General features: G+C 63.5%; 17 protein-coding genes and 1 pseudogene. 10 read left to right on the top strand and 8 right to left on the bottom strand.

What is annotated here, in order from left to right; all coding sequences use genetic code 11:
• Positions 1–96 precede the first annotated feature (96 nt).
• Both BLT09_RS14820 and BLT09_RS14815 read right to left on the bottom strand, forming a co-directional pair.
• Positions 97–1,002, bottom strand: a complete 906-nt coding sequence (locus BLT09_RS14820) for a sugar phosphate isomerase/epimerase family protein (protein WP_208602508.1) — start codon at positions 1,000–1,002, stop codon at positions 97–99.
• 173 nt (positions 1,003–1,175) lie between these two features.
• Positions 1,176–2,195, bottom strand: a complete 1,020-nt coding sequence (locus BLT09_RS14815) for a Gfo/Idh/MocA family protein (RefSeq protein ID WP_091594192.1) — start codon at positions 2,193–2,195, stop codon at positions 1,176–1,178.
• A 198-nt stretch (positions 2,196–2,393) separates the two neighbouring features.
• Here BLT09_RS14815 and BLT09_RS14810 point away from each other — a divergent pair, with 198 nt between their 5' ends.
• The gene (locus BLT09_RS14810) at positions 2,394–3,419 is read left to right on the top strand and encodes a LacI family DNA-binding transcriptional regulator (protein WP_091594190.1); all 1,026 of its coding nucleotides are present in this window, start codon (positions 2,394–2,396) and stop codon (positions 3,417–3,419) included.
• A gap of 68 nt (positions 3,420–3,487) precedes the next feature.
• Positions 3,488–4,063: a TMEM175 family protein gene (locus BLT09_RS14805; RefSeq protein WP_091594188.1), complete on the top strand. Its 576-nt coding sequence runs from the start codon at positions 3,488–3,490 to the stop codon at positions 4,061–4,063.
• 7 nt (positions 4,064–4,070) lie between these two features.
• Here BLT09_RS14805 and BLT09_RS14800 read toward each other — a convergent pair whose 3' ends face one another.
• A complete protein-coding gene (locus BLT09_RS14800) occupies positions 4,071–4,352 on the bottom strand; it encodes a hypothetical protein (protein WP_023798763.1) in 282 nt (93 codons plus the stop codon).
• Between the two features lie 132 nt (positions 4,353–4,484).
• Here BLT09_RS14800 and BLT09_RS14795 point away from each other — a divergent pair, with 132 nt between their 5' ends.
• Positions 4,485–5,351 carry an SDR family NAD(P)-dependent oxidoreductase gene (locus tag BLT09_RS14795; RefSeq protein ID WP_091594186.1) on the top strand — a complete coding sequence of 289 codons (867 nt, stop codon included), beginning with the start codon at positions 4,485–4,487 and terminating at the stop codon, positions 5,349–5,351.
• A 3-nt stretch (positions 5,352–5,354) separates the two neighbouring features.
• On the opposite strand, the gene BLT09_RS14790 is transcribed toward BLT09_RS14795, so the two are convergent.
• The 3 genes from BLT09_RS14790 to BLT09_RS14780 form a co-directional block, all read right to left on the bottom strand.
• Entirely contained in the window at positions 5,355–5,765 is a 411-nt protein-coding gene (locus BLT09_RS14790; protein WP_167366442.1) for a low affinity iron permease family protein, read from the bottom strand.
• Between the two features lie 73 nt (positions 5,766–5,838).
• Positions 5,839–6,480 carry an LbetaH domain-containing protein gene (locus BLT09_RS14785; protein ID WP_091594184.1) on the bottom strand — a complete coding sequence of 214 codons (642 nt, stop codon included), beginning with the start codon at positions 6,478–6,480 and terminating at the stop codon, positions 5,839–5,841.
• 70 nt (positions 6,481–6,550) lie between these two features.
• Positions 6,551–7,069 (bottom strand): CreA family protein, encoded by a 519-nt coding sequence (locus BLT09_RS14780; RefSeq protein WP_091594182.1) that lies wholly within the window; start codon positions 7,067–7,069, stop codon positions 6,551–6,553.
• A gap of 205 nt (positions 7,070–7,274) precedes the next feature.
• On the opposite strand from BLT09_RS14780, the gene BLT09_RS14775 reads away from it, so the two are divergent.
• Positions 7,275–7,850: an SCO family protein gene (locus BLT09_RS14775; protein ID WP_091594485.1), complete on the top strand. Its 576-nt coding sequence runs from the start codon at positions 7,275–7,277 to the stop codon at positions 7,848–7,850.
• 86 nt (positions 7,851–7,936) lie between these two features.
• Complete coding sequence (locus BLT09_RS14770; RefSeq protein ID WP_091594483.1) at positions 7,937–8,809, top strand: 50S ribosomal protein L11 methyltransferase; 873 nt, start codon at positions 7,937–7,939, stop codon at positions 8,807–8,809.
• A gap of 35 nt (positions 8,810–8,844) precedes the next feature.
• On the opposite strand, the gene BLT09_RS14765 is transcribed toward BLT09_RS14770, so the two are convergent.
• Positions 8,845–9,030 carry a hypothetical protein gene (locus BLT09_RS14765; protein WP_091594180.1) on the bottom strand — a complete coding sequence of 62 codons (186 nt, stop codon included), beginning with the start codon at positions 9,028–9,030 and terminating at the stop codon, positions 8,845–8,847.
• Positions 9,031–9,481: 451 nt separating this feature from the next.
• Here BLT09_RS14765 and BLT09_RS14755 point away from each other — a divergent pair, with 451 nt between their 5' ends.
• On the top strand, positions 9,482–11,329 hold the full coding sequence (locus BLT09_RS14755; protein ID WP_208602507.1) for an aminopeptidase P family protein: 1,848 nt from the start codon (positions 9,482–9,484) through the stop codon (positions 11,327–11,329).
• A 149-nt stretch (positions 11,330–11,478) separates the two neighbouring features.
• Here the strand turns inward: BLT09_RS14755 and BLT09_RS14750 are convergent, their stop codons facing one another.
• On the bottom strand, positions 11,479–12,870 hold the full coding sequence (locus tag BLT09_RS14750; protein WP_329608810.1) for a winged helix-turn-helix domain-containing protein: 1,392 nt from the start codon (positions 12,868–12,870) through the stop codon (positions 11,479–11,481).
• Between the two features lie 163 nt (positions 12,871–13,033).
• On the opposite strand from BLT09_RS14750, the gene BLT09_RS14745 reads away from it, so the two are divergent.
• The 4 genes and pseudogenes from BLT09_RS14745 to BLT09_RS14730 all read left to right on the top strand — a co-directional run bounded on the left by BLT09_RS14745 (position 13,034) and on the right by BLT09_RS14730 (position 15,101).
• On the top strand, positions 13,034–13,480 hold the full coding sequence (locus BLT09_RS14745) for a cupin domain-containing protein (RefSeq protein ID WP_091594479.1): 447 nt from the start codon (positions 13,034–13,036) through the stop codon (positions 13,478–13,480).
• 186 nt (positions 13,481–13,666) lie between these two features.
• Positions 13,667–14,236 (top strand): annotated as a pseudogene (locus tag BLT09_RS14740) (RNA polymerase sigma factor); the annotation flags it as partial.
• Positions 14,233–14,637, top strand: a complete 405-nt coding sequence (locus tag BLT09_RS14735) for a hypothetical protein (RefSeq protein ID WP_091594174.1) — start codon at positions 14,233–14,235, stop codon at positions 14,635–14,637. The pseudogene BLT09_RS14740 and the gene BLT09_RS14735, both read left to right, overlap by 4 nt.
• On the top strand, positions 14,634–15,101 hold the full coding sequence (locus BLT09_RS14730; RefSeq protein WP_091594172.1) for a periplasmic heavy metal sensor: 468 nt from the start codon (positions 14,634–14,636) through the stop codon (positions 15,099–15,101). Before BLT09_RS14735 ends, BLT09_RS14730 begins: the two co-directional genes overlap by 4 nt.
• Positions 15,102–15,173: the final 72 nt, after the last annotated feature.

The raw sequence follows: 15,173 nt of genomic DNA, 5'->3' as shown, positions 1-15,173 counted from the left end.
TCCTCCCTTTGTTCCCTCGCAGCCGAGGGGTTCTCGACGAATGCTTCGGCTTCTCGCCGCAATGCTTCGCTGGCCGGCTCCTCGCCAGCCGGATCTTCAAGCCGGGTTCGGCAGATACGTCGCACCTCCCCGGCATTGCTTGAGGTAGTCCAGCGCCCGCACTTGCCCGGTAATCTCAAGGTCGCCGCGATAGACCGGGTCGTGCCAGCCTTCGATGTCGATGGCGCCCCTGTATCCGGCCAGCCGCAATTCGCTGATCACCCGCGTCCAGTCGCTGTCGCCGAAGCCAGGCGTGCGCATTTGCACGAACGGCAGCCGGCCGAACACGCCATGCTCGCGGATCACGTCCCAGCGCACCGTCGCGTCCTTGCCGTGGACATGAAAAATGCGCGGCGCCCATTTGCGGATCTGCGGGATCGGATCGATCAGGTAGACGAGCTGGTGGCAGGGCTCCCATTCCAGGCCGAGATTGTCATCCGGCAATTCGTTGAACATCAGCTCCCAGGCGTCCGGATTGTGGGCGATGTTCCAGTCTCCATCAGCCCAGTTGCCGTCCATCGCGCAATTCTCGAAGGCGATGCGCACGCCCTTGTCGGCGGCGCGCCGCGCCAGTGGTCCCCAGACCTCGCGGAAGCGCGGCAGGCTGTCGGGCAGCGGCTTGCCGCGGAGGCGGCCGGTGAAGCCGCTGACCATCGCGGTGCCGAACAGATGCGCATGGTCGATGGCCGTTTCCCAGGCATCAAGCACGCCGCGATCGACATCGCCGCTCTCCAGCGGATTGCCGAAGACGCCGAGCGAGGAGACGACGACGTCGGCGTCGCCGATCGCCTCGCGGATCTGGCCGGCCAGCCGCGGAAGATCCTTGCCGCCCAGCGTCTGCCAGAAGAAGGGCTGGATGCTTTCGAAGCCGAGCGGCAGGATGGCCTTGATATAGGCGGCCGGGTCATCGAGATTGGCCCGCACCATGGTGCCGATCCTGATGTCGAGAAGCGGGTTTGGCATCGTCATCCTTCCCAGAGCAAGATGAGGTTAGTTTTGGTCATTCTGCCGGGCTGGTTTGGGCCAAATCCTTCGGGCTCTGGCTCGGGTGTAGCACCACTACGCCCTTCGCAAGACCCCTCGACCTTGTCCCAAACCATCACCGGCAGAATGACCAAAACTAACCTCATCTTGCTCTATGTGATCGCGACCCGGCGCCCGGTTTCGGCGCTTTCGATCGCGGCAAAGACCATGGCCAGGCTCTTGATGTTGTCGGCGCCGCGCGTCTCCGGCTCGCTGCCGGTTTCGACGGCGCGCACAAAATCCTGGATGATGCCGAGATGGCCGCCGATGCGGTCTCTCGAATCGAGCGGCGGGACAGTGAGCGGCTCTGTGCGATCGAACAGCCCTTCACGGATAGGCCGCGCGACTTCCGCCCTCAGCCCATCCTCGCCGTCCCAGACCAAGCTGCCGTGCTCGGCGACGATGCGCCATGTGCTCTCCCAACTGGTGCGGAAGCCGTCGGCGCACCAGGAGCCGGCATAGGTGAACAGCTTGCCGCCGCCGAGCTCGAAGATTGCGGTGGCCGACGATCCCTGCCGGTACCAGGAATTGACCGGCTCCCATTCCTGGCAGTAGACGCAGGCCGGCGCGCCGCCGACCATGTAGCGGGCGGCGTCGAAAGTATGGATCGCCATGTCGAGCAGCAGGACATGGCGCATCTCCTCGCGAAACCCGCCGAAATGCGGCGCGACGAAGAATTCGGCGTGGATGCTGGTTGGCGCGCCGATGGCGCCGGAATCGAGAAAACGCCTGATGCGCCTGACGTTGGCGACATAGCGGCGGTTCTGGACGACGGCGTGCACGCGCCTGGCGCGTCGGGCAGCCTCGACGATGGCGCGCGCGTTCTCCGGGCTGTCAGCCAGCGGCTTCTCCGTCAGGAGGTGACAGTGATGCGCAAAGGCCGAAAGCGCGACATCGCGCCGAGCCGCCGGAACCACGACGTCGAACACAGCGTCGGGCTTGGTCTGGTCGAGCACGGCGTCAAGATTGGTCCCGACAATGGCGCCGGCAAGCTCGTATTCGCGCGCCCTTGCCTTCGCCCTGTCGGCGTCGAGGTCGACAAGGCCGACAATAGCCAACCCGTCGATCTGCCTCGCCGCATCGAGCCAGTGCTTGCTCATCGCTCCGCAGCCGACCAGGACGACATTCATCATCCAGCGCTCCTCCTCCGCTCGGCCCCTCCAGACCGATCGTCACGGCATTCACGGCATGACCGTAAACGTTTTTCCGTAAACGTTTACGAGAACACACCGGAAGGCATAGAATGTCAATTGGCCGCTCGCGAAAATCACCTAGATCACCTTGGCCTGAAGAGCGGCCGATGATAGCCAGGCAAGGGGGAGAACTGTCCTTTGGCGTCCAGCATCCACGACCTTGCGCGTCACCTGAACATTTCGATCGGCACCGTGTCGCGCGCGCTCAACGGCCGTGCCGACGTCAATGCCGACACCCGCCAGCGCGTGCTCGATGCGGCGGCAAAGCTGAACTATTCGCCGAACCAGTCCGGCCGCAGCCTGCGCCGCGGCACCACCCACTCGATCGCCTTCATGCTGCAGCCGCACCCGGGCGACCAGCAATATGGCGAACCGTTCTTCATTCCGTTCCTGACCGGGCTGCAGGCGAAACTCGCCGAAAGCGGGCTCGATCTGATCGTGGTGATGGGCGCGCCGGGCGACTACCAGCAGGAGCGCCTGCGCCGGGTGGTCGAGACGCGCCGGGCCGACGCCGTGGTGCTGGCCTATACGCGTCGCGAGGACGAGCGCATCGATTACCTGACCAGGGTCGGATTCCCGTTCGCGACGCTCGGCCGCAGCCGCTCCGGCGGCAAGACCTATCCGTCGCTCGACCTCGATTTCGAAAAAGCCGGGGCCGACGCGGTCGACCGCCTGGTGGCGCGCGGCCATCGCCGCATCGCCGCCATCCGCCCGTCACTCAACCTCAATTTCGGCTACCTGTTCCTGGCCGGCTATCGCAAGGCCCTGCGGCGGCACGGCATCGAGGTCGACCCCGAGCTGATCGCGAAAGGCTTCATCAATGAAGCCGGCGGCGACGCGGTGACGCCGCAGGTCATGCGCTCCAAGGACCCGCCGACCGCTATCATCTTCAACAATGACGCGATGGCACTCGGCGGCTGCAAGGCGCTGGCCGAGATGGGCATCAAGCCGGGCCACGACATTGCGGTGATCGTCATCGTCGACACGCCGCTCTGCCGCTATTTTTCACCGGCACTGACCGGCTTCCGCCCTCGCCTGGAGCCGATGGGACGGCGGCTTGCCGAAATGTTGCTGGCGTCGATCCCGGCCTTCGCCGGCCCCGAAGGCGCGCGGATCATCCGTGAGGTCTGGCCGCTGGAACTGATCGCGCGCGACAGCGATTGATGATGGCCGGCCTTCCCTCCAGCCACGTCGATCGCCTAGGATGAGTCAGGCGCAGCTGGGGAGAATCCATGGGCAAGGGACGGGTCGAGGCATTTTCCGATGGCGTCATGGCCATCATCATCACCATCATGGTGCTGGAATTGAAGGTGCCGCATAGCGCGGATTTTTCCGCGCTGGCACCGCTATGGCCCACCTTTCTCAGCTACGTGCTGTCCTTCATCTATGTCGGCATCTACTGGAACAATCTGCACAACATGTTCCACACCGTGCAGCGGGTCGATGGCCGCGTGCTGTGGGCGAATTTGCATCTGCTGTTCTGGCTGTCGCTGATGCCCGTGACCACCGCCTTCATGGGCGAAAACCATTTCGCGCCGGTGCCTGTCGCCGTTTACGGTGTTGTCCTGGCGCTTTGCGCGGCTGCCTACTTCATTCTGGTCGTCCTCCTGCACCGGCTGCATGGCAACGACACTGCCTTCGCCAGAGCGGCAGGCACCGATCGCAAGGAAAAGATCTCGGTGGTCCTCTACATCGCCGCCATTCCGCTGACCTTCGTCAATCAATGGATCAGCGTCGCGCTCTATGTGCTGGTTGCCATGATCTGGTTCGTGCCGGACAAGCGTTTCGAAAGGCAGATCGAAAAATAGGTCCACCCTATTCCCGCATCGCCTTCAGCTTTTCCGCCACCGAGGCCGCAAGGTCGGCATAGCGCTCCTCCAGCCGCTCGGCCGCCTTGATCACCGAAAAATCATGGCCGAATTTTTCCAGCGCCATGCGCAGCTTCTCGACGAACTCCGCCTGCTTTTCGAGCGCCGAAAACAGCGTTCTCACTTGCGCTTCGCTGATGTCGGGATTGGCAAGCATTTGCGGCACCTCACGGCTCATCTGGTCGCCGGTGGCGGTCTGTTCTTTCAGGATCTCGATCCAGTCGGTCAATCGGTAAACTCCTTCTTACGCGGACAGCATGCGCAGCGCCTGCCGATGTGGTCAACCCAAGGACGCCCAAACGGGCTTGCGCGAGGCTGTCGCCGCGTTAAGTTCGGCGCAACCTGAACGAGGACACGATCGATGACCACCGACGCCGAAATCCAGAGCGCTTTGCCTGCCCTTGGCTCCGGCAACGTTGCCGTCATCACCGGCGGCGCCAGCGGCATCGGCCTTGCCGCGGCCAGGCGGCTGGCGGCAGTGGGCCTGAAAATCGTGCTGGCCGACATCGGCGGCGCGCGGCTCGATGAGGCTGCCGGCGCCGTTGCCACGATTGCCGGCGACAGTGGCGTGCTCGCTGTCGCGACCGACGTCTCGAAAGCCGACGAAGTCGACCGGCTGGCCGAAAAGGCATTCGATGCCTTCGGCGGCGTGTCGCTGTTGATGAACAATGCCGGCGTCGGCAACAATCCCGGCAAGCCCTGGGAGAACCGCGACGCCTGGAAGCGGCTACTGGACATCAATTTTTGGGGCGTCGTCCATGGCGTCGAGGCCTTCGTGCCGCGCATGCTGGCTGCAGGAAAACCGGGCCTGATCGTCAACACCGGCTCCAAGCAAGGCATCACGACGCCGCCCGGCAACCTTGCCTACAACGTCTCCAAATCCGGCGTGAAGAGCTTTACCGAAGGCTTGGCGCATGCGCTGCGCAACGAGCCCGGCGCCAACATCGCCGCGCATCTGCTCATTCCGGGGTTCACTTTTACCGGCCTGACCGAGGGTGCAACCGAAAAGCCCGCCGGCGCCTGGACCGGCGAGCAGGTGATCGACTTCATGCTGGCCGCGCTGGTGCGTGGCGACTTCTACATCCTGTGCCCCGACAACGAGGCGACACGGACCATGGACGAAAAGCGCATGGCCTGGGCGATCGGCGACATCATCGAAAATCGCCCTGCTTTGTCGCGCTGGCACCCGGACCACAAGGAGGCTTTCGCGGCGTTCATGGAAAGCTGACGCTCACGCATGTGTCTTTGAGCCGCGCTTTTGTGCAGTGGCTTTCTTGACCGCCGTATCATGCCGTTTCGCCGCCTGTTCACATTTTCTACGGATCTCCTCGACCTCGGATTCGGTCAGGTGCTCGATGCCGATAAAGGTATTGTGAGCTTTGCCGACCCGGATCAACTCGTCGAGTTTCGTCTGAATCGCCGTGCCATCGCGGTTCTGGGTGTTCTGGATGAGGAACACCATCAGGAAGGTGACGATCGTCGTGCCGGTGTTGATGATGAGCTGCCACGTATCGGAAAACCCGAACATCGGTCCGCTTGCCCCCCACGCAACAATGATCAGGAAACAGACCGCGAATGTCGACGGCAGACCGGCTAGATGCGCAACATAGTTGGCGATCCTGGTGAAAAGCTTCTCTATCATGGCAGGAGAAACAATCAGCATCCGCTGAGGTTCCCTCCTTTCACGGACGTAGCCGTTCAGAGAGCCCCAAGGATCAGGGGATTTCGTGCTCCCAGCGGTCGAGGAAGGCCTCGATGGAAAGCGCCTGCATGTCAGGAATGGCCTTGGCGAGTTTTTCGACCGACCAGTCCCACCAGCCGAGGCTTTCAATCCGCGCAGCGGTTTTCTCGGCAAAACGCTGGCGCAGCGGCTTGGCCGGAACCCCGGCGACGATCGCATAGGCAGGTACATCGCGCGTTACCACCGCATTGGCGCCGACGATCGCGCCATTGCCGATGCTCACATCAGGCATGATCACCGCACCATGGCCGATCCAGACGTCGTGGCCGATGGTGACGGACGTCGCCCGCCGTCGCTCCCGAAATCCGGCGTCGACGCCGAGCCAGCGGAAATACTCGTTTGGCCGGTAGCTGATCTTGTGCTGGGTCAACCGTTCGATCGGATGCTCGAGCGCGTTGATACGGCTGTTGGCGGCGATCGAACAGAACTTGCCTGTTGTCGTGTAGATCGCCTCGGCGTGGCGCTCGAAATAGGAGAAGTCACCGACTATGACTTCGCGCAAGATGACCCGCTCGCCGATCGAGGCGTAGCGCCCAAGCTTGCATGCCTTCAACTCCGCGGTCGGGTGGATTCGCGGCTCGGGGTCTTTCAGGACGAGGTTTTCGGGACGGTCCATCCCGGCGGCTTTACGCCCGAGCGGTTAGTCCCGCAAGCGGGAGCAATCGTCCGTCACCTGTTTCCAGAGCCTATTTCGGCTTGCCGTTGGTCCACATCACGTTCTGGCCATAGAGCGGTACCGTGGTGACCGACATTTTCGCTGAACCGTCCTGCACCTGGCGCGAATGCGACAGATAGATCAGGGTCTCGTTGGCTTTATCGTAGATGCGGTTCACCACCTGTTTCTTCCAGATCAGGCTGATGCCTTGCTTGAACACCTCCTCGCCGGCCTCGCTCATGTCGATGTCGCCGATGGTGATCGGCCCGGTTTGGCGGCAGGCGATCGAGGAATCGGATGGGTCCTCGAACCAGTTGCCCTTTTGCAGGCGATCGATCACGCCACGGTCGAAATAGGAGACATGGCAGGTCACGCCTTCGACCTTCGGGTCCTTGATCGCCTCGACGATGATGTCGTTGCCGAGCCAGTCGACGCCGACCTTGCCGACCTCCTGGGCGACAGCCGCACCAGCACCGACGACAAGGCACGCGGCCAAAGCGCCGCCGATCAGTTTTCGCCCAATCAGTCCTTGCCCAATCAACCTTTGCAAACGAAGCCTCCTGCCGTTCGAGTTTTGCCGACCTCAGGTGGGACGGGCGGCAGCACTTTGCAAGCGGATCAGTTTTTAAGAGAAAGCCGGTTGCGGCAACGCGACATCTTTGCGCGAGCGAGATCAAACCGTTAAGAGTGTTCGCCCAACAAGCTCCAAAGGCGCCGACACGGCGCCGATGAAAATAGCGACGGACAGCCAATTGATGATGCGTTCAATACTGGTCGGCATTCTCGTCCTGATGGCGGCGGGCATCGGCTGGCTCACCTTTGAATGGTACCGCGGGCATTATGGCGGCGAGCCGTTCGGCGCGCCGTTCACGCTGGTCGACCAGAAGGGCGCTCCGATCAGCGAGGCTGCCTTTCGCGGCCAGCCCAGCGTCGTCTTCTTCGGCTTCACCCACTGCCCGGAAGTCTGCCCGACCACGCTGTTCGAACTGGCCGGCTGGCTGAAAACGATGGGCGACGATGGCAAGAACCTGCGCGCCTATTTCGTGACGGTCGACCCGGAGCGCGACACGCCCGAAATCATGAACGCCTATATCAGCAACTTCTCCGATCGCATCCTCGGCATCACCGGCGACCCGGACAAGGTCCGCGCCATGGCCAAATCCTTCGGCATCTATTCGAAAAAGGTCGATACCGGCAACGGCGACTACACGATGGACCACACTGCTTCGGTGCTGCTGCTCAACGCCAGGGGCGATTTCGCCGGCACCATCGCCTATGGCGAAAGCCCGGACGCCGCCATCGCCAAGCTCAAGCGGCTGGCGGCAGGTTAGTGCATGGTCCCGAACCGACGGTCCGCGCCAGCGAAAAGTGGGAACCGGTTTTCGGACAAGATCATGCTCACGAAGAAAATCGTTTGATGACCCAAACGCGGCTTTATTTCAGCACTGGAAAGATCGAGGCCGACCGTATCTTCGCGGCGTTCGAAGCGGCATTCGAAGATGAGGGCCTGCCGATTGGCTTGGTCGAAGTCGACGAGGACCGCGACATCCACGAAGTGTCACTCTATGCCGACGGCGATGTCGATGCCGTCGAGGCGCGCTTGAAGGAGATCCTTGCCGGGCTGGCCCTGTCGAGGCCGATTGCGCGCGAGCCCGTGCCTGATATCGACTGGGTGACGCGTTCATTGGAGGGACTGAAGCCGGTACGCGCCGGCCGTTTCTTCGTCCACGGCGCGCATGACCGCAGGAAGCGCCACAGCGGCGAACTCGCCATCGAGATCGAAGCGGGCCTGGCTTTCGGCACCGGCCATCACGGCACCACCGCCGGATGCCTCGAAATGTTGGAACAGGTCGTGCGGCGCGAGCGCCCGCGCAACGCGCTCGACCTCGGCACCGGCAGCGCGGTGCTGGCCATCGCGCTGGCCAAGCTCGCCCATATCCCGGTGCTGGCGACCGACATCGATCCGGTCGCCACAAAAGTCGCCGCCGCCAACGCGCGGCTCAACCACGTCAAGGCGCTCGTCGAAACGGTGACGGCGCCGGGCTTCCACCATCCGATTTTTGCCGCGCGCGGGCCTTTTGGCCTCATCGTCGCCAATATACTGGCGCGGCCGCTGATGCGGCTGGCGCCCGAAATGGCCGGGCATATCGGTTTGGGCGGCTCGATCGTGCTGTCAGGCATCCTCGACCGGCAGCGCGACGCGGTGATCTCCGCCTATGTCGGCCAGCGGTTCCGCCATGTCAGGACGTTGCATCGCGAAGGCTGGGTGACAATCCACCTCAAGCGGTGACGCGCAGCGCCTTCAACCGCACGCCGCAAATTCGCTCAGACATAGCGCGACCTTGCCGCCTTCTTCAGTTCTTCGCGATCGTAGCCGTTGGCTTTCAGCGTTTCGTCGTCAAAGCCAAGCAGAACCCTGCTCACATAGCGGCTCGCTTCGCGCTGGCGCGCTTCGATGAGAGCGTTCACGGCGCTTCTGAAAAATCCGCGTCTCGCTGAACTCGTGGACATGATGGTCTCCTTTGCAGGGCAGTAAGACTCGTTCCTCCACGCCAAAAAGGTAAGCTCTGCTGACCTTTCTTTAAATCGCTGATTCTGCATGGCGTCCATGCGCAAAAGCGATGCCGAACAGGGCAATCACTGCAGGCAAAAGAGGGCCTCCCAGCTCACGTAGAATGACCACCGTCGATGTCGGCGCTGCCCCTCATTGCCCTGCCGGGCAATGAGGGGCAGCGCAGACCTGAAGCGATTGCCCTGCTGGACCGAATTCGGCCGGCGCCTGGCGTAGCAAAAGTCGATTCCGATTTTCGGGGTCATGCGCTACGGTCGCGCCAAAGCATCGGGCCCAAAAGTGGAAACCGGTTTTGGGAAAACCCGATGCTCAAACAAAAGGCTGGATGTCAACGGCGGCACGGTTCGACTTGAAAGTCCGCCGCTCACATCGAGCATCCGAGGAGAGGCCATGATGTTCCAGACCTTTGATTCCGCAGGCGACCCCGCCGTCGGCAAGCCGCGTGTGGCGTTGCTGCGTCAATGGCTGGCGGCCAGCGGGCTGGACGGCTTCATCGTGCCTCGTGCCGACGAGCATCAGGGCGAATATGTCGCCGACCGCTCGGCGCGGCTGAAATGGCTGACCGGCTTCAGCGGCTCGGCCGGCGTCGCCATCGTGCTCGGCGACCGTGCCATCATGTTCGTCGACGGCCGCTACACGCTGCAGGTGCGCCACGAGGTCGATCTCGACATCTTTTCGATCGAAAGCCTAGTCGACAATCCGCCCGCCACGTGGATCAAGGACAATCTCGGCAAGGGCGTGCGGCTTGGCTTCGACCCGTGGCTGCAGACGATCGGCGACGTGAAAGCGCTGAAAGCGTCGGCCGAAAAATCGGGAGCGACATTGGTGCCGCTCGAGAGGAATCCGATCGACGCCATTTGGGAGAACCAGCCCGAACCGCCGCTGGCGCCGGTCGAGCTTCATCCTATCGGCTTTGCCGGCGAATTGGCCAAGGACAAGCTGGCGCGGCTGGCCGAGTCGATCGGCAAGGATGGCGCCACCCATGCCGTGCTGACCGACCCGTCCTCCATCGCCTGGGCCTTCGACATCCGCGGCGGCGATGTGCCGCACACGCCGCTGGCGCTCGGCTTCGCCGTGCTCGCCGCCGATCGATCGCACCTGCTTTTCATGGACCAGCGTAAGTTTTCACGCACCGTCGCGGCCTATCTGACGCAGCTCGCCGAATTGCACGAACCCGGTGAATTCGAAGCTGCTATCGCAGCCCTGGCCAAGGGCGGCGCGAAGATCGGGCTGGATCCGGTGCTGGCGGCGGAGAGACTGAGAATGCTGGTCGAGGACAATGGCGGCACCGTCATCACCGAACCCGACCCTGCCCGCATTCCGCGCGCGACGAAAAACCAGGCCGAAATCAACGGCGCCCGCGCCGCGCACCGCCGCGATGGCGCCGCGGTCGCCAAGCTGCTTTGCTGGCTCGACCGCCAGGAACCGGGCAAGCTCGACGAGATCGCGGTCGTCACCAAGCTTGAGGAGTGCCGCCGCAGCACCGGCGAGGAAACGCAAATGCCGCTGCGCGACGTGTCCTTCGACACCATCGCCGGCGCCGGCCCGAACGGCGCCATCATGCACTACCGCGTTTCCCGCGCCACCAGCCGAAAGCTTCAGTCTGGCGAACTGTTCCTGCTCGATTCGGGCGGGCAGTATCAGGACGGCACCACCGACATCACCCGCACGGTGCCGATCGGCACGCCGACCGAGGAAATGCGCGAACGCTTCACGCTGGTGCTGAAGGGCATGATCGGCATTTCCATGCTGCGCTTTCCCCCGGGCACGCGCGGCTCCGAGATCGATGCCGTGGCGCGTCTGGCTCTATGGAAACATGGCTGCGATTTCGCCCATGGCACCGGCCACGGCGTCGGCTCCTATCTGGCCGTGCACGAGGGCCCGCAACGCATCGCCAGGACCGGCACCGAAAAGCTGCTGGCGGGCATGATCGTCTCCAACGAACCGGGCTACTACAAGGAGGGTTCTTACGGCATCCGCATCGAGAATCTCATCCTGGTGACGCCGGCCGAGCCGATAGAGGGCGGCGACATCGCCATGCACGGCTTCGAGACGCTGACGCTGGCGCCGATCGACACCAGGCTGGTGCGGTCGGACCTTTTGACGCGCGACGAGTTGCATTGGCTCGACACATACCACGCCCGCGTGCTGGCCGAGATCGGGCCGATACTCGACGGCGAGGCGCTGGCCTGGCTGGAAAAGGCGACCGCACCACTGCCGCACGATGCAAAGATCTGATTTTCGGCAAGGCCGGGAACGGCCTGTGGCTTTATCGCTGCCAACCGGCTTTCTTCAACAGATGCGCCATCTCGTCTGCCCAATGTGGATTGCGCAGCCTGAACGGCGCCAAGGCATCGCCTGAAGGGTTTTCCATTTCCCGCATCAGCTCAACGCAAGATCCAGCCTCCGGCGAGCGGCCGAGCGAAACGTAGCAGCAGGCTAGTGTTTCGTGGGTGGGCCGCCATGCCGGAGCGATCTTGCGCGCCTTGATGGCCGCGGTAAGCGCCTCGCTTGCCTGTCCTCCAAACAGGTAGGCGAGCGCCAGGATATTGAACCAGACGAAGTTCTGCGGATCGTAAGGGTTCAACATAAGGCCGTGTTCGAGCGGCGCTATTGCCTCGGATGCGCTGCCGCGGAAAAGCTGCCCCATTCCCATCACCAGATGACCAAGGGCGAAGCTTGGGCTGATCTCGATCGCCTTTTCCGCGGCAAGAATAGCCTGTTCCGTTGGCGTAGATGCTGCAGATGGCCAGCGCGTAATGCGAATAGGGATTCTTCTCGTCGAGCCGAACCGCCTTCAAGGCTGCATCGAGGCCTTCCCGGATGTCCCGTTGCGGTTCGTCACTCCAGCCGTAAGCGACGATGCCGGCGCTGACGCGACCGAGCCAAAGGTGGGCCTCTGCGAGTTCAGGATCGAGCCTGCATGCCTCCCGGAACAGCCTGCGGGCACTCAAGTGAGTCTGACGGCCGACGTGGTGGAAATGCCAGGTACCTTGCCGCACCAGGTCCCAGGCCGTCGCGTTTCCGCTGCTGCGTGCGGCGGCTGGTAGCGACTCCGTCTTGAGAAGTTCGGGCTCGATCGCCCCAGCCACCCGCTCGGCTATGGCATCCTGGACGGCGAATGCCTCCGTCAGTTCCATCTCGTATCGTTCGGCCCAGATCTGATTGGCCGAGGCCGCATCGACCAATTGCGTCGAGACCCGGATGTGCTGGCCGGACCGGCGCGCGCTGCCTTCCAGCACATAACGGACGCCAAGCTCGCGGGCCACCTGTTTGGAGTCGACGGGCTTGTCCTTGTAGACGAAGCTGGAATTGCGGCCGATCACCCGGAACCAGCGGAACTTCGTCAGTGCTGTGATGATGTCCTCCGTGATGCCGTCAGCCAGATAGGCCTGTTCCCTGTCGCCGCTGACATTGGCGAACGGCAAGACCGCGATGGACGGTCTTTCGGAGAATCCCGGCGGCTGGCCGGAACTTGGCAGCGCGCCGTCTGCAGCGGCGTCCAGCACATGGACGCTGCCGGCGAAACGATATCCGGTGCGGGGAACCGTGGCGATCCACTCGCTGCCGTCTGGCTGTGGCCCGAGCAGCTTGCGCAGGGCGGCAATCTGCACAGAGAGATTGCTTTCTTCGACAACGGTATCGGGCCAAGCCGCTTCCATAAGCGCCGTCTTGCTCAGCACTTGAGCCGGTGCCTCCAGCAGGGCTTGAAGCAACGACAAGCCTTTGTGCCCGAGCGCAACCGGCCGGCCCTCGCGGACAAGCCCCCCGCGCAGCATGTCGAGCACGAACGGGCCGAACGCTAAGCATCGCGGCGCTGCGACACTCCGCCTGCCGGCTTCGGAAGAATTCGGAACTTTTCGCCTCCCCTTTTAGGACTCCGGCCGGACGTGCGGTCATCTTGGCCATTCTTCGCACAGACTAACACATATGGAGGTCAAAATGACGATGTTGAAGCAAGCGTCCGGAGCGGGCAACGTCACGCCCAGCGACAGAAAAGCTGTAATCGTCGGGGGTGGCGAGGCTTATCGAGCCGAACAGGGGTCGGACTATCTGCCGGGAATAAGTGCTGAGACCGTCGGCGCGAAGGCGCTTTGGCTGGGTGTCGTCACGATGCCTCCGGGGAAACGGACCAAGGCCCACGTCCACGCACGTCACGAAACAGCATTTTATATGCTGAGCGGAGAGGAGCTGGAGATGTGGAGCGGGGACGAACTGCAATTTCGGGATGTCGTGCATCCCGGCGACTATCTCTATATTCCCGCCAACGTGCTCCACGTTGCAGTGAACAGGGCAAGCACGCCGGCCATTTTTATTGGCGCCCGCAACGAACCGACCGCTCAGGAAAGCGTCGTCCTGTTCCCGGAGATGGACGGGAGGATACCGTAGAAAGGCGACCTTCCAGGAATGATTGGTGGGGCGTCCATCAACCGAACATTCCGCCAATGGTGTGCCGCCAGACCGGAGCCATGTCTATCACACCAAGCACGGGTCGCCGACGGATTTCGCGTTGGAACTCGTTGAAGACACATGGCGGGTGCAGGATGACGATCGTGTCGGCAGAAGGTCAGGCGTGGTGGAACGAGAAGGCAGAACGTGGGCGAAACCGACGAGCGGCTGCTGGCGCTGATCGCTCAGAACAACGCGGCTGCGGTGGATGCCATGGTCGAGCGCAAGCTGCCGCGGCTGATCCGTCTCGCCACGCGAATGCTGGGCGACCGCGGCGAGGCCGAGGATGTCGCGCAGGAGACGTTCTTGCGCATCTGGCGGGCGGCTCCGGGCTGGCGCGCCGGCGAGGCGAAGTTCGACACCTGGCTGCATCGCGTCGCGCTCAATCTCTGCTACGACCGGCTGCGCAGGCGGCGGGAGACGCCGGTGGCGGAACTTCCCGATCGCCGCGACGAACGCCCGGGCGCAGAAGCGGATATGCTCGCAGCCGACGATCAGCACCAGGTGCGGCGCGCGCTGGCCGAACTGCCGGAGCGCCAGCGCGAGGCGATCGTGCTGCAGTATTATCAGGAGCTTTCGAACAGCGATGCGGCAGAGGTCATGGGCATCAGCATCGAGGCATTGGAAAGCCTGTTGTCGCGGGCGCGGCGGCAGCTGCGCTCCAGGCTCGGACGAGACAGGGACGAAATGACATGACTCCAGAGAGGTTTTCCGAGCTCGTTGCCGCCTATGGCGGGTCGCCGCAGCGCTGGCCCGAAAACGAGCGCACGGCAGCGCTGGACTTCATCGCCGCCAATCCGGCTCAAGCCGAAGCCGCGCTTGCACCGGCGGTGGAGCTTGACGATCTGCTGTCGCGCCATCGCGTCGCAGCTCCGGACGACGCGCTCGCGCGAAGGATCATCGCCACGGCGCCGTCTGCGCTTTGGCGCCGCACCCAACTCGTCTGGCGGTGTGCCGGATTGGCCGGCATCGGACTGGCGGGCGCGCTGGCCGGGGCGCTGACAGTCGCCGTGCTGCTGCCGCCCAACAGCGCCCCTGACGATGGCGACACCTATGCGCTGACCGCATTCGGCGACATGCAGGGGGACGTGCAATGAGCGAACGCAGCATCAGGATCCTGCTTGCCGTCTCGCTGGCACTGAACGTCTTCGTGCTCGGCGCCGCCGCCGGCGCTGGCTATATATGGCAGGCGCAGCAGGGGCAGCGCGACAGAGCGGGCGACCAGCGCGGCCTGCGCTTCGCCGCGGCCGGCCTGTCGCCCGACCAGCGCAAGGCGTTCCGCCAGGCGCTCGCAGAGGCGCGGCGCCAGTCGGCTGCCGACATCGAAGCGGCTCGGGTCGGCCGCGAGGCGGTGGCGCGCCTGATCGAGGCTGAGCCGATCGACGCAGCGGCGGTCAATGAGACGCTCGCCTCGGTCCGGCAAGCCGATATGGCGCTGCGCGGCCGGCTCGAACAGGCAATCGTGACCTTCGCGACGGGACTGACGCCAGCCGACAGGGCGCGACTTGTCGACGGCCTGCGCGGCCGCAGCAACATGCTGCGCCGAGCGGGCGAAAAATAGAGCTGGAAACAGCGACGGATTCCAGTCGCTGCCGCGTTGAAGCTTCCAAAAGCAATGCTGACGGAGGCACCA

It is taken from the genome of Mesorhizobium muleiense (assembly GCF_900099905.1).
Classification (GTDB): Bacteria; Pseudomonadota; Alphaproteobacteria; order Rhizobiales; family Rhizobiaceae; genus Mesorhizobium; species Mesorhizobium muleiense.
This window is presented reverse-complemented; position numbering and strand designations above follow the sequence as displayed.

Excerpts from the sequence above, each read along its gene's own strand:
- BLT09_RS14790 (WP_167366442.1), bottom strand. The coding sequence starts at position 5,765 with ATGATAGAGAAGCTTTTCACCAGGATCGCCAACTATGTTGCGCATCTA.
- BLT09_RS14765 (WP_091594180.1), bottom strand. The coding sequence starts at position 9,030 with ATGTCCACGAGTTCAGCGAGACGCGGATTTTTCAGAAGCGCCGTGAAC.
- BLT09_RS14785 (WP_091594184.1), bottom strand. The coding sequence starts at position 6,480 with ATGGACCGTCCCGAAAACCTCGTCCTGAAAGACCCCGAGCCGCGAATC.
- BLT09_RS14795 (WP_091594186.1), top strand. The coding sequence starts at position 4,485 with ATGACCACCGACGCCGAAATCCAGAGCGCTTTGCCTGCCCTTGGCTCC.
- BLT09_RS14805 (WP_091594188.1), top strand. The coding sequence starts at position 3,488 with ATGGGCAAGGGACGGGTCGAGGCATTTTCCGATGGCGTCATGGCCATC.
- BLT09_RS14755 (WP_208602507.1), top strand. The coding sequence starts at position 9,482 with ATGATGTTCCAGACCTTTGATTCCGCAGGCGACCCCGCCGTCGGCAAG.
- BLT09_RS14775 (WP_091594485.1), top strand. The coding sequence starts at position 7,275 with ATGATGCGTTCAATACTGGTCGGCATTCTCGTCCTGATGGCGGCGGGC.
- BLT09_RS14815 (WP_091594192.1), bottom strand. The coding sequence starts at position 2,195 with ATGATGAATGTCGTCCTGGTCGGCTGCGGAGCGATGAGCAAGCACTGG.
- BLT09_RS14750 (WP_329608810.1), bottom strand. The coding sequence starts at position 12,870 with ATGCTGCGCGGGGGGCTTGTCCGCGAGGGCCGGCCGGTTGCGCTCGGG.
- BLT09_RS14730 (WP_091594172.1), top strand. The coding sequence starts at position 14,634 with ATGAGCGAACGCAGCATCAGGATCCTGCTTGCCGTCTCGCTGGCACTG.
- BLT09_RS14770 (WP_091594483.1), top strand. The coding sequence starts at position 7,937 with ATGACCCAAACGCGGCTTTATTTCAGCACTGGAAAGATCGAGGCCGAC.
- BLT09_RS14820 (WP_208602508.1), bottom strand. The coding sequence starts at position 1,002 with ATGCCAAACCCGCTTCTCGACATCAGGATCGGCACCATGGTGCGGGCC.
- BLT09_RS14735 (WP_091594174.1), top strand. The coding sequence starts at position 14,233 with ATGACTCCAGAGAGGTTTTCCGAGCTCGTTGCCGCCTATGGCGGGTCG.
- BLT09_RS14745 (WP_091594479.1), top strand. The coding sequence starts at position 13,034 with ATGACGATGTTGAAGCAAGCGTCCGGAGCGGGCAACGTCACGCCCAGC.